The sequence below is a fragment of the Allobaculum sp. JKK-2023 genome, assembly GCF_034745455.1.
Lineage (GTDB): Bacteria > Bacillota_I > Bacilli_A > Erysipelotrichales > Erysipelotrichaceae > Allobaculum.
This window is the reverse complement of sequence record NZ_JAYERV010000003.1, coordinates 59,328-74,077: the sequence shown is the minus strand read 5'-3', so window position 1 is coordinate 74,077 and position 14,750 is coordinate 59,328. Positions and strand designations below refer to the sequence as shown.

Annotated in this window: 16 protein-coding genes; 9 read left to right on the top strand and 7 right to left on the bottom strand. The window is 41.8% G+C overall.

The genetic code is table 11. The annotated features are described in order from the left end of the window. Positions 1-28: 28 nt before the first annotated feature. Positions 29-1,072, bottom strand: a complete 1,044-nt coding sequence (locus U4956_RS00420) for a hypothetical protein (RefSeq protein WP_323088164.1) — start codon at positions 1,070-1,072, stop codon at positions 29-31. Positions 1,073-1,655: 583 nt separating this feature from the next. Here U4956_RS00420 and U4956_RS00415 point away from each other — a divergent pair. Then, positions 1,656-1,805, top strand: a complete 150-nt coding sequence (locus tag U4956_RS00415) for a hypothetical protein (protein ID WP_323088163.1) — start codon at positions 1,656-1,658, stop codon at positions 1,803-1,805. A 16-nt stretch (positions 1,806-1,821) separates the two neighbouring features. Here U4956_RS00415 and U4956_RS00410 read toward each other — a convergent pair whose 3' ends face one another. Next, a complete protein-coding gene (locus U4956_RS00410; RefSeq protein ID WP_323088162.1) occupies positions 1,822-2,460 on the bottom strand; it encodes an AAA family ATPase in 639 nt (212 codons plus the stop codon). 597 nt (positions 2,461-3,057) lie between these two features. Between U4956_RS00410 and U4956_RS00405 the strand changes: the two genes are divergently transcribed. Beyond that, the gene (locus U4956_RS00405; protein WP_323088161.1) at positions 3,058-3,954 is read left to right on the top strand and encodes a hypothetical protein; all 897 of its coding nucleotides are present in this window, start codon (positions 3,058-3,060) and stop codon (positions 3,952-3,954) included. Positions 3,955-4,292: 338 nt separating this feature from the next. On the opposite strand, the gene U4956_RS00400 is transcribed toward U4956_RS00405, so the two are convergent. Together U4956_RS00400 and U4956_RS00395 are read right to left on the bottom strand one after the other, a co-directional pair. After that, on the bottom strand, positions 4,293-4,526 hold the full coding sequence (locus U4956_RS00400) for a hypothetical protein (RefSeq protein WP_323088160.1): 234 nt from the start codon (positions 4,524-4,526) through the stop codon (positions 4,293-4,295). A 1-nt stretch (position 4,527) separates the two neighbouring features. Continuing rightward, positions 4,528-4,755: a DUF6290 family protein gene (locus U4956_RS00395; protein WP_323088159.1), complete on the bottom strand. Its 228-nt coding sequence runs from the start codon at positions 4,753-4,755 to the stop codon at positions 4,528-4,530. 185 nt (positions 4,756-4,940) lie between these two features. On the opposite strand from U4956_RS00395, the gene U4956_RS00390 reads away from it, so the two are divergent. Then, positions 4,941-6,179 carry an ISAzo13 family transposase gene (locus U4956_RS00390; RefSeq protein WP_323088158.1) on the top strand — a complete coding sequence of 413 codons (1,239 nt, stop codon included), beginning with the start codon at positions 4,941-4,943 and terminating at the stop codon, positions 6,177-6,179. A 67-nt stretch (positions 6,180-6,246) separates the two neighbouring features. Continuing rightward, positions 6,247-6,441, top strand: a complete 195-nt coding sequence (locus U4956_RS14365; protein WP_416347417.1) for a type II toxin-antitoxin system HicA family toxin — start codon at positions 6,247-6,249, stop codon at positions 6,439-6,441. Between the two features lie 135 nt (positions 6,442-6,576). Here U4956_RS14365 and U4956_RS00385 read toward each other — a convergent pair whose 3' ends face one another. Both U4956_RS00385 and U4956_RS00380 read right to left on the bottom strand, forming a co-directional pair. After that, the gene (locus U4956_RS00385; protein WP_323088156.1) at positions 6,577-7,317 is read right to left on the bottom strand and encodes a Panacea domain-containing protein; all 741 of its coding nucleotides are present in this window, start codon (positions 7,315-7,317) and stop codon (positions 6,577-6,579) included. Between the two features lie 5 nt (positions 7,318-7,322). Beyond that, positions 7,323-7,949 carry a hypothetical protein gene (locus U4956_RS00380; protein WP_323088154.1) on the bottom strand — a complete coding sequence of 209 codons (627 nt, stop codon included), beginning with the start codon at positions 7,947-7,949 and terminating at the stop codon, positions 7,323-7,325. A gap of 997 nt (positions 7,950-8,946) precedes the next feature. Here U4956_RS00380 and U4956_RS00375 point away from each other — a divergent pair. The 5 genes from U4956_RS00375 (at position 8,947) to U4956_RS00355 (ending at position 13,745) form a co-directional block, all read left to right on the top strand. Then, entirely contained in the window at positions 8,947-9,096 is a 150-nt protein-coding gene (locus U4956_RS00375; RefSeq protein ID WP_323088152.1) for a hypothetical protein, read from the top strand. 417 nt (positions 9,097-9,513) lie between these two features. Then, the gene (locus tag U4956_RS00370) at positions 9,514-10,890 is read left to right on the top strand and encodes a DNA-directed RNA polymerase subunit alpha C-terminal domain-containing protein (protein ID WP_323088150.1); all 1,377 of its coding nucleotides are present in this window, start codon (positions 9,514-9,516) and stop codon (positions 10,888-10,890) included. 132 nt (positions 10,891-11,022) lie between these two features. Further along, positions 11,023-12,645: a hypothetical protein gene (locus U4956_RS00365; RefSeq protein ID WP_323088148.1), complete on the top strand. Its 1,623-nt coding sequence runs from the start codon at positions 11,023-11,025 to the stop codon at positions 12,643-12,645. 506 nt (positions 12,646-13,151) lie between these two features. Next, the gene (locus tag U4956_RS00360) at positions 13,152-13,325 is read left to right on the top strand and encodes a hypothetical protein (protein ID WP_323088146.1); all 174 of its coding nucleotides are present in this window, start codon (positions 13,152-13,154) and stop codon (positions 13,323-13,325) included. A gap of 75 nt (positions 13,326-13,400) precedes the next feature. Continuing rightward, complete coding sequence (locus U4956_RS00355) at positions 13,401-13,745, top strand: hypothetical protein (RefSeq protein ID WP_323088144.1); 345 nt, start codon at positions 13,401-13,403, stop codon at positions 13,743-13,745. Between the two features lie 187 nt (positions 13,746-13,932). Here U4956_RS00355 and U4956_RS00350 read toward each other — a convergent pair whose 3' ends face one another. After that, complete coding sequence (locus tag U4956_RS00350) at positions 13,933-14,331, bottom strand: hypothetical protein (RefSeq protein ID WP_323088142.1); 399 nt, start codon at positions 14,329-14,331, stop codon at positions 13,933-13,935. Between the last annotated feature and the right edge of the window lie 419 nt (positions 14,332-14,750).

Below are 14,750 nucleotides of genomic sequence, written 5' to 3'. Positions count from 1 at the left end.
AAAATATGTTTTGCAAGGGATTGCCGGCTTACTTGAACAGGCAGGTCCTTTCCAGCAGCGGCGGCAGTTGGGCTTGGTTTTTTCTTCCACTTTCGACCTGTTTTTTCAGTCTTTGATAGTCCGGATAATTCAGCACCACTCTGAATCTGGATACAAAGGGAAGAGGATCCTTCAAAAATGGATCTGGATCAGGCAGGTAGCGAACCAGCACAGGCTTTTCATTTCCCTCGGCATCGAGGCTGTGATGGTATTCGTTTTCAAAAATGGAAAGCCGTATCGCTCCAGTATTGTGCAGCTGGCGAAAGTAGGTCTCCTGCTGGTCGCCATAATTTCGCATAATGTTTGGAGAGGTCAGCATCCGCTTATGCAGGCAGTCCACCGCATAGTCCTTTAGCTTCTGGTCGGCCTCCAGCTCAATCCAGGGGCATTTTTCCGGATCCCGTCCAGCAGGCCCGATCCGGTTTTCCCAGATCCAGACAAAAGCAGGATCCAGCGCCTCCACCAGAGCAGCCGCACATTTTTTGTGCCAGGCCTGGAGTGCTTTTCGATAGCGGCGAAATCCGGTCTCATCCTGGGCAGCCAGATATGCATCTGGATGGGGCTGCTCGCTCCAGAGTTCGACAGTCGTCTTCGCCCAGGCATCAGGATCAGCCACAAAGCAATCCATCACAATGGACTTGGATCTTTGATGAAACTTTGTGTTTTCTGCAAACCAGTCATCAAAGCCTTTTGCATCGTAGTGGTAGACACCGTCCGCAAATCCGGCCTGCCTTCCGTAGTCGCGCCCGCCTTCAATGATGAAGCCTTTCTTGTCTGTCTTTCTGGTGTAGGAGGGCATGGCAATATTGGGGATCACATCGTGGAAATATTTCATCCAGGTTTCAATGTGAACCTTGAACATCTGGCAGCCATCACGGGTGCTCATACTGTAGCGATCAGCCACGCCTTTCAGATCGTTCCAGTCCAGATCGCTGACCATCGCCTTTGAATAGCGAAGTCTGCGCCCCTTCTGGGGGGACTTTGCTGGTGTTTTTGCTTTTGCAGGTTGTGAAGCAGGTCTTTTTTCATCCATAATATGCCTCCATTATTCGACCTAATATAAGTTACATACAGCCTTTCTTTTCCATATTTTAACACCTTTCCTTTAAAAATAGGGAACAATTCGATCAAATGTGCAACTTAAATATGGAATAAGATATGTCACAAACAGGGTAGCACCAAAAGAGAAACAAAAAATGAAACAACAGTTGAAACCAATTTTGAAATAAAATCTGGATCAATTGCTGAAACAATGTTGTAGCCAATTGAAACAAAAAAAGATGAAATAGATAGTAAAACAAATAATGAAACATTGAATTTAGAACAATTGATGATACACTTACAAATACAAATATAAGCTGAGGAAGCATGAAGATAAGAAAATAAATGGATGCAGGGAGTGGCGTATGTAACCTATATTAGGTCGTAAAATGATTAACCAAGTTCCCCAAAAACAAAGAGCAAAACTGTGCGCCGGGTTGTTCCAGATGCGAAATAGGCAATAGAATTCCAAAGCCGTAACGACAGGATCTATTTCCAATCTGCCCAGCAGAATGCAGACAAATCTTACCATCTTTTTCGGGATGGAACAAAAAGATCTCTAAAAGAGGAAGAATATGCTGCAAAACTACTGCCGGGATCTGCTCTCTTCTCTGGAAGGAATGTATGAGCCAGAAAGGGAAGTGCTGCAAAAGGGGTCTGCGTTTCAAAAACTGGTCGTACAGCTCCTGGAGGAAGCCATTTTGGTGCATGAAAAGGAAAAGTAATTTTCTGATGCACTGATTAAACTTGCGACCGCTGCTCAGCTCGAATCCCTTTTTGCGCAAGGAATCTGTTCACCTCACAGAGCAGATTGGAAAACTTGGCTTCGACATCTTTTTGCGAATGAATAATGACGTGGCAGGGATGGTTTTTATAAGTCCGGACCAGAATTTCATCTTCCATTGCCGCTTCACTGGCAGTTTCAATACGGGCTTTATTGTTTTTAAGTGTGTAGAAGTTATCATTGTTACGGCCGGCTGTTTCAAGATGAAAAATGGCATCGTAGCGCTTGAGCAGTTCATTTCTATCCAGTCCTTTTTCCTGAAGTATTTTGTCAAACAGCTCCGGCTCAATAAAACCACTGCCGTCCAGAACACCCCGATCGCAGAGAATGATTACATTCGGATTGTAGAGTTTTGATCCATACTTCTTATACAGCTCTTCCCGGAACAGTCCGAGTTCGAGCTGGGCTTTCTGAAAGTCAAAATTTTCCATCGAATTTCGCCAGTCCAGTCCGGCAAGAAGCAGTTCGGTTGCGGCTTCCGGAACAACCACAACGCCAAATCCTTCTTCTTCCAATTTCTTTTTCAACCAGGCTGCCGATTCGGTTTTCCCGCCGCCAGGACCGCCGGTCAGAAGCAGAACAGTTAAAGTTCTCATTGCAATTCCTCATTTCTTTATTCCATATTCCGAATTCAATATTCGTCTATTTGATATATCCTCTGGTTTGTACTGGTCAAACTCAAGCATCTTTCATGAGTTACCTCATAGTTATTTGGATTTACCGGCAAAAATGAATTCGATTCGGTGTTCTAAGTTATCCTCTTGTTCGTCTTGCCCAGACTTCATTGTAGACATTCATAATCAAAAAATCCGGGTTGACCCCATGGCAAGCCTTAGAGGGGCGAAAAACACTCTATAAGACGTAGTTCCAATTCCAGACCTTGTGGTCCTGCTTTAAAAGCCTGTTCGGATGTCCAATGCAGCTCTGAGATGGACAGATTGCTCTGCGCCAGAAGGGAAATCCGCCCTGCAAAGAAGAAAAGCCACACGACAAGATACAAAACGGCGCGGTTTAACGACTGAATCCATTCTAAACACAATGAATGGTATGCACCGTTTCATAAGGGGATTCCAATTCAAACATAAGGATATTTTTACAATCAGTGATGCTGACAAATTCAATTGCTGCACCCAAAGACCATATATGGTCCGGATATCAAAGACAGTACCAGAAACAGAGGCAAGGATCTATCCATGCAAAATAGCGTAAGTGCGCCAAACAGCTATAATAAAGGTATGAACAATACAAACTACATAAATAACAATTATGGCGGCGGATCCAGGACAAACCGGATTACGCTCAATAACTTCCGACCCGAAGACCTGCTGCTCATTGACGGTATTGTTGAATTCAGCCATATAACAAGATTTTATGAAGGGGAAGAGCTGGATGTCTATAACAGACGCTCCAAATCCAGATATCCCCAGACAAAACCGTTTATCAGTCTTACTGTTTCCGATCCGAAAGTCTCATGCCTTTGCAAGACACCCCTTGTACCCGAATACATTGATTCAGTCAGCTACATTTCCAAGACATCCGGAAAGAAAATGATGAACTTCAAAACACTTTCTGCCAACAACTACAGTCGAAGAAGATTTCCAAGGCTCTCCGTCAATCTTGCTGACTACAGCCAGGGGCAGGCCAACCTGGCCGATCTGGAAATGCAAGAAGGATATGAGCCAGCAAAAGGATCAAGAGTTACTGTGATTCTCAAAGTCTATGGTTCAAATGGAAACAACTCCGGTTCCATTCAGGAAGTGATTCTGCACGACAATCCGCCAAGATTCTACTGTAATGCAAACAACAACCGGACAGAAAGCCAGCTTGAAGCACTTGGCATCACCCGTTCTGCAAGCCCATATACCGAACAACCAACCATTGTTACGGCTTTGGATAATAATATGGAAGAAGATTTCCGCAGCAACGGTTACAGCAGCGGCCAGATGAATCAACCCATCCAGAATAATGGATACAAAAGCGGCTTTCAGAACCAGCAGACAAATCCATATATGCAGTACGGCCAGCAAAACCAGCAGATGAACTACAATAGTGGATACAATAATGGCTATCAGAATCGGAACAGCCAATAGTATCAGCCTGGCTGCAGCAATTACCAGCAGGGAAGTCAGAAGGGATTCAACGGAAATCAGTCTGGAGCCTATAATCCGAATAATGATCCAAACAGAAGATACTAATATTGATAAGACAGAGACTGCCGCAGAATGGCAGTTTCTTTTTGGTTCAGGCAGAAAGAGATGGCTTGAAGTTTGGATCGGTCTGTCTTTTTAGTTTACGGCAATCAGCAACAAGAAAGACTGTTACAAAAGAAGGGAGCCATCATCACCTGACTAAAGATAAGGACTTTCTACTCTTTTCTTCGATAAGCAGGTTCCTCAATTACCGTTTATAAACATCATTTTTTTCGCTTTTATAATGACCACAGTAAAACATGATCCTGGATATCGGCAAGAATCCTGCTGCCGACACGATACCACCAGCAAGTGCCGAGGGTTCCTTGAAAGGATTTTCCCCATTTTCTAGGATCGTCACTCCCTTCAATATGAGAATCAAGCCATTCAATTATTCGTTTGTGAACAGGCCGGCCAATTTCCTCCTTAAACTGTTTGAATGCTTTTTCATCAAATCTCCAGGTATATTTCATGCTAAAGCCCTAAATCGTGGATGACGTCTTCTCTGGAAAGAGTACGACCGTTTGATTCCATCAAGTTTTTTGCTGCTTCCTGATAATCAAGACTGTCTTCCAATTTTTCCTGAATGGCATTTCTCATGAATTCTGTAGCTATCTGCCTGTTTAAAGCGGCTTCTTTATGAATCAGGTTTAGAACCTCAGTATCAAAACGAATAGTTGTAGATTTTATTGTTGAAACCATAGTCTTTACCTCCTTATCTAAGGAACTTCGTAAAAGTAATTCCATATTTAATGCTACACATAATTCCCATAATTGATTTTCTCAGTCCGACCGAATCCACTGAGACAAAACTGTGTTTCTGATTTTAGCTTCCATTCGTTCTATACTTTAACCGAAGAACTCGTTTTCCTTTGGAGGTATGGATAATGAAGAAAGCCTACGAACCCAGTGATGAAGTTAATTACTACCTTGAATTCTACAATGCCATGCAGGACAGCTTTGATGAACCAACAAATCGAAAAGCTCTTGCCTGGATCTGCGAAAAGTGTGGATACGGAACTCAGCACTATGTCCAAACCGTTACCCATACTGACCCTAAAACGATTGAGCGGGGCAGAAAAGAACTTCATGGGGAGGTTCCAACTCCAGAGCAGGGACGCCAAAGGCTCAAGGGATCAGGCCGTAAAACGGTCATAGACCATCACCCAGAGATTTTGGATGACCTTCATATGATCATTGACGACCATACCTATGGCAATCCGATGAATCCATTGTCATGGACCACTCTTTCTGAATCCAAAATTTCCGAAAAATTCATGGAAGAATATCAGATTTCTGTCTCCCCTTCTGAAGTTGGCATTCTCCTTGAAAAAGAAGGATATAGCCGTCAGAACAACAAGAAGATGCTTCAGGCAGGCAAACCGCATCCAAACCGTGATGAACAGTTTCAGACGATTAACGCGACCGTCAAAGAATTCCTTGACGCGGGGGACCCAGTCATCTCTGTAGATACAAAGAAGAAAGAGAACCTTGGCAATTTTAAAAATAACGGTACGGAATACCGGCCGGCTCATGATCCCAGACTTGTTTTGGACCATGACTTTCTGGATAAAGAACTTGGAAAGGTCAATCCTTATGGGGTCTATCTTCTCAATAACAATACAGGGTTTGTAAATCTGGGAACAGATCACGATACGAGTGATTTTGCCATAGAAAGTATCCGCAGATGGTGGAATACTGTCGGAAAACCGACCTTTCCAAATGCAAAGCGCCTATACATCAACTGTGATGGTGGAGGAAGCAACGGAAGCAGATGCCGTTTATGGAAAGAAGATCTGGCTAAACTCGCTGAAGAAACAGGACTGGAGATCTGGGTCAGCCATTTTCCTCCTGGAACAAGCAAGTGGAACAAGGTCGAACATCGGCTGTTTTGTTATATCACCCGAAACTGGGAGGGCAAACCGCTTTATGATATCGAGACAGTAGTTGAGCTTATCAGCTCAACAACGACAAAAACCGGACTGAAGGTTAAATGCGTTGTAGACGATCACGAATATCCAATTGGCAAAAAGGTATCGGATGAGGAAATGTCCAAAATCGACATCACACATTTCGGGAATGAAGCACATTGGAATTATATAATCAAGGGGCTTAAGTCTGAATAAATTGGGATTTATTTTTACGCAATTCCTAAGCTGATAATAACGCCAAAGAACGCAAATGCGTTCTTAGATTAAACTGTTAATCGTTAGTACACGTGGCTCCCACCATAAACTACAGCATCCTAACAATCCACAAACCATTATCCTTCCTGTCCATGGCAAAGACATGAAAAAGGGGTTTGTCGGAATGATCACAATGATTAATGGAATTGAGTATGTTTTGCCGCTTGCATCCGCTCTAAAAGAAGGATGTCCTGCGGAGTAATAGTGGTTCTATGTCTGTCAGAAGTCAGAAACTTAACTATAAATTCAAAAACTAAAACACCCTATTCCGAGGTGTTTTGGAGTAGGGTGTGAACAGTAACCTATCTTAATAATAGAGTCCAGTATTTATTGGATTTTAGATTAAGCTATCGTTGCTACAGGATAGAATTAAATTGTCTGGGATTTCTTTCCAGATAGTTCTATCATAAGCAGATGACCAGGGAGAACCATTTCGATGAGTATAGTCTACTAATTCCTTAGCACTCATGCTCCCAAATTTGTTGAGTACCTCTTGAATGACCTGAGTTTTTACGAAACCGTCTTCAGCTCTAGCAAATCGACAATCCATTTGGACAAATGTATGGTCATCAAAGTCAGGAAACAACAGATTTCTTAAAAATACATCTTTGAACTTTTTAGTTGTATCATACAAATCTTTTGCTACTGGCCCATATTTAAAGGCATAAATTTTATCAGTAAATAAGGGCTTTCCGGTCTTTTTAAGATAAGCAGCATAGCTCAAACAAACTAGCTTTTGGAGTTTGAGTTTTGATGTGTCAAGTATAGAAAGGATGTATTTTGCAATGTCAATACTGCTCAACTCAAGATCAGCTTCAACGTACTTCATAAATTCATCCACTGAGCTACAAAAATAAACGTTTTTAAAATAGGGATCCGATTTTTTTAAAGCTTCTATACTTGGAGAATCAATTTCTTTAACATGTAAAGAAGTAGGAATTGAATGAACGTTTCTTTGCTCGATTTCTGCCCCAATTACTTGTGCCTGATCTAGTTGCTCTTCTGTAAGAACAAGGTCATAGGCAACACGTTTATGCTGTGTATAAGAAGTTGCGGTAAAAATATAGTGTTGATACATCCTAATCACTTCCTTTCACTATATTTAGTATAGTCCTGTTTATAGGCTTCATGGGATTGAAGATTAGAATTAATGTCCTTTTGATTCCAAATTTGAATCTCCCAGCTGGGTGACAAATTCGATTCTCTGATATAAACATGGATTGCAGTATATCCGTTCTTGGTAGCATCAATGCAGCTAAATTTTTTCGGATTATCAAAAGTAGATTTAAGATGTTGGAGTAAGTCATCTTTGTCTAATGAGCACTTTAGGTTTAATCGAAAACCAACTATATCATTTAGACATTTCTTTAATGGAACTTCTCCTTTTTCAGGCCTTTTTAAGTAGCGATCGATTTTATCTCTTAATGAATCCCACTCTTTTACCCGACGCTGAACAGCAAACGAGTCACACTCTTTTAGAGGCTCTTTTGGCCTTTTAACTAATAAATAACGCCGAACGAATTTTTGGTAATCCTTTAAATAAAGTAAAAAATTACTATCAGTATACAATTTACGAAGATTGTGCTTGAAGTTAATTGAATTTGAACTGAAACATATCCATTCATTACTCAAATCATGATGAAAATCAGACAATTCAGATATAAATTCTTTTATATTCTCTAAGACTATAGTAGATTGAGGTTCATGCATGCTTATCATGGTAGCTAATTACCATACAAAAATAAAGGAAAATCCAATGCTATTCGGTTAAGGGAATCTGAGCTTTAGATTCCATCCGAATAGAATGTTTTGTGTTTTCAACAATTTTGAAAAAGTTTTCACAATCAGTTGGCGGCTCTCAATACAACGCTAATTTCTGTGTCGGTCCACCATTAACAGAAGGTGAATGATTAAAAAAGTTTTCATAGATGGCCGGCTTCGATAGATATACCAATAACCCATTCACAGAAGATTGAAAACTTTTCATAGCCATTTGAAAGCAGGACCTTGGAACAAATATCGCTCAAGATCCATATTGCAAAGCTCAGATTCAAAAAGAATAAGCCGAATTTCTTTTCAAAAATTTTGAAATCCGCCTGTTTTATGGCTTTTTGGACCAAAAAAGCTCCTGGCTGCCTGTATAAGGAGCCAAATGCTTTGGGTGTCGAAACGCTCAATAGAGCAGGGCAAATACCAATTGTCTACCGTCTGCGGACAGTTTTCAAAGGGCTTTTAAGGGCCAGAAACAACACACACATAAATTCTCGTTTTTTCACGCAATATGCAATGTTCCTAAGATTTTCTTTGAAAGGTGTTTTGCACCCATCTTACTTTTTTGTTTGAGTGACAAAAAAACGAGATTATCAACGCCTTTCAGTGCGTCAGCCCCTTTATGTATAGTGTATTTTACAACTGCGCATAACATATATTATGTAACATTTGAGGATATAAGCATCCGGCCCCCATCAGATCTATCTGGATTCCATCATCTTGGCCGATTTTTAACCCTCTGCCTGGTCCTTCAAAAGCACCTCGTTCTTCAAAACCCAAAAACTCATTTCGCCCGGTGTCCGGCGATTTTTTTGAGATTTCAAATTTGTCTAATTTGTCTGTCCTAAACGTCTGACATCTAAAAAACAGGCTACAGAATAATCAGCCGTGATTATCAAAAAGATTCAAACTTTGTTTCAGCCATTCATAAATCTTTATGGAAACTGAAACAACTGTCGAAACCTATGCGATTGAGCGAACGTCCATGGTCTATCGCTGCAAACAGCGCGCAGATACTGTCATTGTTTGGATTTCTGGTATCGAAATTTTCCTGGACACAGTACAGATCCATGCCCCTGGCATTTAAGCCAGGATATCAAAGAGATTTATGTTCTGAAGAATCTGGTCCTATGTCAAGATTTAATACAACTAAAATAGAGGTTTCTCATCAGCAACTGCCAACTTTTTAACCGAAAATTGCGCAACTTTTCAGTTGACATTTACAAGATGGTCATCTTTAAACTTGATCAGCCGCCTGACCACAAATTCCACTTGCGATGGCGGCAATGATTTTCAGAGCACTATTTATCTCAACTTACAAGTATCAGGAAAACAGCAGGCTGGGTATCGATTTGGTATGCCGCCTGCTGTTTTTATCATCTTTTTAAAACGGCGAGACAAATTTCCCAAACAAACATTATCAAAAAACCTGTATGATCGATATCAGAATAACAGCTGCAATATATCAAGACTGTTCAATATTGATCTGAAAGGAGCAAAACCAATGATAGACGTCCCGATTAAAAAATTGTACATTCCAAATATTTACAAGAATGAGGCTGAAAGACTCAAGATATTTAGAACCAGCGACCTGCTTAAGCTGCTTTGTTTTGACGTTTCACAGAGCAGTGAATCTGCCGAGACTTTCGAGTTTCTGAAAGGCCTAGAGGATTACTGGTACAAATTTGCTGTGGTCTGGAATGAATATGAAGCAGAACGGCCTTTGAATCACCGCCCGTCCTTTTCACAGGAGGAATTGTTTATTGCGGGGTCTGCTCCTGTCAGCGAACTGAATCTGTCTGTCAGAGCAAGCAATGTCTGCTCACAGGCCGGAATTCTATTTTGCGGCTCTCTTTTTGCGATGGATGCGGCACAGGTGTTCAACCTGAAAGGTTCAGGCGTTAAAACCGCAAAGGAAATCGCCGGACAGGTGGATCATTATCTTGACTGCTGGAATCGGAAACTGGCTCTTTTAAAAGCTCGACCGGCTCAAGCCAATATCGGCAGCCTGGATTCTGAAACCAGCCTTTCGCTTGAAGAACTGAGTCTTCCGCTGGATCTTCTGCTTGAAGCTTATTTATCCGGCATATTTGAAACAGGTGATTTTGCTTCTCCAGCATTGATGAAAGACCATCCCGATCCCTCCCCTCTCTTAAAGTCCGCTGCTGATTACTGGAGCCAATTTGATGCGGTCTGGGATAAAATTGTACAGCAGCGGATGAAATCCGGACTGCCGCCGCTGTCAAAAGAAAAGCTACTGGTCAATGGATTCCAGACTGTTGATAAAACAGGAATGACACGCAGAACTGTCAGGGCCTGCCAGGTCAATCAGATCCTTATTGTGGGGGATCTCTATACAATGACTCCCGTAAACATGGCTGCTTTGCTCAGAATGACAAATCCGGTTCAGAAGGAAATAATGGCCTTCCAGGAATATATCTTTCAAAACTCAGCGGCTGGTCATCAGGAACAGACAGACGTCTGCGAGGATGATGCCCTAAACCTGCGTCCGTTCCGGCAGGCTGTCGAAATGCTTTCTCCATTTTTCCTTCTGGGTGTAGACAGTATCTATGCATCAGCCAGTCAAAGAGGAATTCATGAACGGCTGATCCAGTCATACGATTCGAATAACCGGGAGGAATTTACAAGGCTGGTATTCGACATTCCGGAAGTTCTTAAAGTCTTTGAACGGATCTGGGTTTTAGAATTTCCGGATGTGGCCGTTTCTTTTGAGAGGACGGCGGAATATTTTCGCAAAAAGAATCCTGACTTTGACTTTCAGATTCTGCTGGATGCATTTGTATCTGCGGGTTTTCTTGAGACCAGGAATGGTTACTATCTGCTGCCAAAAGAAACGCTTCAGGAATTTTTCTGTCATTAACATCTGTTTACAAATCGTGAAAGAGAAATTCTCTTACGGCGGCTGTCCGGAGAGACACTCCAGTCCATCAGCCAGTCGTTTGGTGTGTCAGGTGAAAGAATCTGGAAGATTTCTGTACTGGCGGTTGGGCGCATGCCGCTGATATACGAAGACTACTACGCACCGGTATATCAATATTTCCATCTTCCCAAGAGTGATTTCAAAATGATCTTTCCAGAACTGAATGATGAAGCGTTTGAATATCTTTCAATACGATGGATATCCGGAAAGCACGAACTGACTGACGAAACGATTGAAGAATACGATGGCCCGTGGAAAGAGAAAGTCAGAAAGGCCTATGGAATCATGAAAAGTATCCGGGAACAGGATTCTATTGGAATTGCCTGTTCAATCCTGATGGAAAATGTGGATACGCCCCTGACCTTAGATGAACTGTTTGAAAAGTATCAGAAATATATCAAGGAGAACGATCTTCCAGCCGATAAATTTTTGCGGAACAAGCGTTCACTAAGCAATCGTTTGCGAATCAGAAAAGGCATTGTCTATAACGGTCAGAACAGAATACGGCTTCTTTCGTGCAATTCAGACAGGCTGATCTCTGAAATAGATCTTTCAAAATACAAAGATTTGGTCGTCTCTGCTGATCTTATATTCAAGGACAATTCTGAATTCATGGACGAATACGGAATAAAGGATGGCAACGAGCTGTTTTATGTTTTGAAAACATCGGAAACAATATCTCGCCTGGACCTGGATGTTCGTTTTCGAAGAGTTCCAATGATAGTTTTTGGAAATGGAGATGAAAAGAAACAGGCTGTTGAACTGCTCAAAGAAATGTCTCCTGTCCGAACCGATCAGTTCAATGCTGCCTATCGTAAAAAATATGGAGTGAAGTTTCCGGCTTCCAGCCCAACAGTCTTTTCTGCCGTTGTTCCTTACCTTGATGGAGACCTGTACAAAATCGATGTTTCATTTCTCGATCCGGCTGACGTGCCTGCGTTTAAAGCCGCACTGGAACAGCAGGATTTCTGGTTTGAAGAAAACGCCCGAAAGCTGTTTCAGGAAGTCTGTGTCCATTCCTCACCTGATGCTTTTAACGCAGCCTCATTGAGACAGATCGGATATGTCCTGAATTCTGCTTATGCGTACAGTTCAAAATACGGTTCTTTATCCGGCTATTTTGATGCTGAGGTGAGAAAAACAGGATGTATTGATCTTGCCAGTGTGGATCCCAGGCTTGCGGGCATGAGCGTTTTCTCTGCTTACCTCCTGGAAAGAAGGAAATCTTTTGATCTTGTTGACGTTTCTTCGACGCTTATGCTGACCATGGAAAAAGTAAACGGAAAATTTGGCCTGAAACGAGATGACCTGTTTGAAATTCAAAAAGAGATTCTTCCCTGCTGCACGGAGGAATTCTTCAACGCTCACAGCATCTGGAATCAGATTTGCCAGTTTCCTCTGGTGCAAAAAGCAGAAGGCTGTCAGTGGCTTCTGGATTCTGTTCTCCGCCAGAATTCATCGATTCTCGCCAACCGGATTGGGGGTACACTGATCTGCACCAGAAATCCAGCAAGACCATCCGTAAGAGATATCAGTCTCTGGATTGCCAGAAAAGAAGGCAGAATGAGCATTTCAAAACTGAAGAGCCGTTTTGAGGAAATTTTTGGAGCGCAGTTCCAGACAGACAGACTGGCTTATAAGCTCAGGGAAATCGGATGCTTTGAACAGGTTGTTGATGAGGATCCTATGACCTGATACAGACGGGTTGTCGTAAAAAAGCCGATTTCCATGGCGTAAACAGCTGCTGTAAAGATAGTCTTCATTATGCGTCTTTCGAATGGGTATAATGTTATTTTTTAAGGAGGAAGTTATGAAAAACACTAATACAGTCAGCCGCATGGAATACATCTTCAACCACATTTTTTATACCTTCCTGCTTTTTCTTCTATAATAGGGACGCCATGTTCAGCAGCATTTCCCGATTGAGCTACAGAAATTCGAAAATCATACTTCTGCTTCTAATTCTGTTTGTGGAAGCAGTCGGCATTGTGGTCAGCTATCAGAAAAACCGAAGCATCCCCAGCATTTTCACCAACATTTCGCTTCCCTTCGGTATTTATACGTTTCTTGCTTATGGATCGGCAGATCCCTTGCTTTTTATGATGGCATTCACTTCGGCTGCAATACTGTCTGCATTTTTCCTGAAGCCGGCCATAACTAGACTGATCGGCACCAGAATGAAAACAGGAAAAGTTTGTGCTGTGTGTATCAAACAGATCGTAACAAAAGCCCAGCTGTACTTTGCCATTGCCCTGTTCTGCGCAATGGCTGTTATTGCCATTGGTCCTTTAGACGGATCAAGTATACTTCATTCAGTGACTGCTGCCAGGCAGGAAGAGGCAACGATTGCAAATAACATGGAGACTATTCTTTAAAGATTAAGAAGCAGGAATTGTAATACTTTCGAATCTTCCCTGTTCACACAAACTAAATCTTGCTCATCTGCCCCCATGAAAACAGAGCTGTCCCTCCATCCTCTGGCCGCAGAAATCATCTGCCAAGAATATCAGTCTTATTCCAAAGGAAAAGACAGCCGTTTTCTGGCTCGAATGTACGTTACTATTCGTGACAAGAAAGCTGTCACTACATTGTTCGAAAGGATGGAACAGGTCTCGGCGGGGGAGATTGCAGGATATCGGGAATACTTTGCAGAATTTGGCGTTGAGGATGATTATAGAAGATGGAGCCTGGATCCGGTGCATATTCTGCAGGTACTGAAAGCAGCGGAAGACATATTCGGGCTTGTTCCAGACGCAGAAAATGAGACATGTATACGAAACGAGCGCGGCTTGTAACTGTGACAAAGTTGATTAGAAAATGAAATCGGACGAAATCAGAGCAGCAGCAAGTTTCGTCCGATTTATTGCATCGGTATCGGTTTTTATCTTCAACCGGATAAACCTGTAATCATTCCAGAATTGTGACAGGAATATTACAAGTTTCAGAATTCTGTTACTTGTCACCTGTAAAACAGAACTGGTTTCAGGATTTGCTTCTCAGGCACTTTGCTATGAAGCAATTGCAGATCCAAAGAATCAGGCCGTAAATCTCTGAAAAGACTACACGCACAATACACCACTCATGGTCTCTTGCTAACAGGCTTGTACTGAATGGATCAATCCATCCGATTCCAAAACAGATCAGGCCGACAATGGCGAATACAGTGATCTGAATTAGAAATGTATGCCGTTTTTTGAGCATCATCCAAAGAAGCCGGATACAGTAAAAGTACTGACAGATCAGCCAGATCAAAATATTTGGTGCCAGCCATGCTACTTGTTGCGGATAATAGAAAGAGCCCTGAAGATAGAGCAGGACAATAAAAATAACCAGGCAGATCAGTGCCTGGATAAGGCTGATTTTTCTGATTGTTTTTTTCATATATCTTCCTCGTTTTAAATGATCTTCACCTAATTATATCCTATCTATTTCAACCTGCTGATTCTTTTCGGGCAGCTCAGCATAGAATTTATGAATAACAATCATCATTGCTTATTAACAAACGATTTTATTACATAAATGTAGCTTCTTTTTAATGGTTAAATTATTTTTTTAAGTATGGCTTTCCATCATGTTAAAATGCTGGTGAAATTTCAATCTTGTCACTGAATGGGCAGCCGTGATTGCTATGAAAGACCTGATACGATCCAAAAAGAGGATTAAATTTGGTCCAAATACTGTTCCTAGCGCAAAATCCGGAGCCTCTACCCTTGGACGATGGCCGAAAATTATCCCCTCGAATTGTCACGATGAGGAGAAGCAAGCTCAACAAAACCAAGGTATCAGGGGCAGATCTCGGC

Coding starts and splice junctions, on each gene's coding strand:
- U4956_RS00420 (WP_323088164.1), bottom strand. CDS start 1,072: ATGGATGAAAAAAGACCTGCTTCACAACCTGCAAAAGCAAAAACACCA.
- U4956_RS00380 (WP_323088154.1), bottom strand. CDS start 7,949: ATGCATGAACCTCAATCTACTATAGTCTTAGAGAATATAAAAGAATTT.
- U4956_RS00365 (WP_323088148.1), top strand. CDS start 11,023: ATGCCGCTGATATACGAAGACTACTACGCACCGGTATATCAATATTTC.
- U4956_RS00355 (WP_323088144.1), top strand. CDS start 13,401: ATGAAAACAGAGCTGTCCCTCCATCCTCTGGCCGCAGAAATCATCTGC.
- U4956_RS00400 (WP_323088160.1), bottom strand. CDS start 4,526: ATGAAATATACCTGGAGATTTGATGAAAAAGCATTCAAACAGTTTAAG.
- U4956_RS00405 (WP_323088161.1), top strand. CDS start 3,058: ATGCAAAATAGCGTAAGTGCGCCAAACAGCTATAATAAAGGTATGAAC.
- U4956_RS00390 (WP_323088158.1), top strand. CDS start 4,941: ATGAAGAAAGCCTACGAACCCAGTGATGAAGTTAATTACTACCTTGAA.
- U4956_RS00395 (WP_323088159.1), bottom strand. CDS start 4,755: ATGGTTTCAACAATAAAATCTACAACTATTCGTTTTGATACTGAGGTT.
- U4956_RS00385 (WP_323088156.1), bottom strand. CDS start 7,317: ATGTATCAACACTATATTTTTACCGCAACTTCTTATACACAGCATAAA.
- U4956_RS00375 (WP_323088152.1), top strand. CDS start 8,947: ATGGAAACTGAAACAACTGTCGAAACCTATGCGATTGAGCGAACGTCC.
- U4956_RS00415 (WP_323088163.1), top strand. CDS start 1,656: ATGCTGCAAAACTACTGCCGGGATCTGCTCTCTTCTCTGGAAGGAATG.
- U4956_RS00370 (WP_323088150.1), top strand. CDS start 9,514: ATGATAGACGTCCCGATTAAAAAATTGTACATTCCAAATATTTACAAG.
- U4956_RS00350 (WP_323088142.1), bottom strand. CDS start 14,331: ATGAAAAAAACAATCAGAAAAATCAGCCTTATCCAGGCACTGATCTGC.
- U4956_RS00410 (WP_323088162.1), bottom strand. CDS start 2,460: ATGAGAACTTTAACTGTTCTGCTTCTGACCGGCGGTCCTGGCGGCGGG.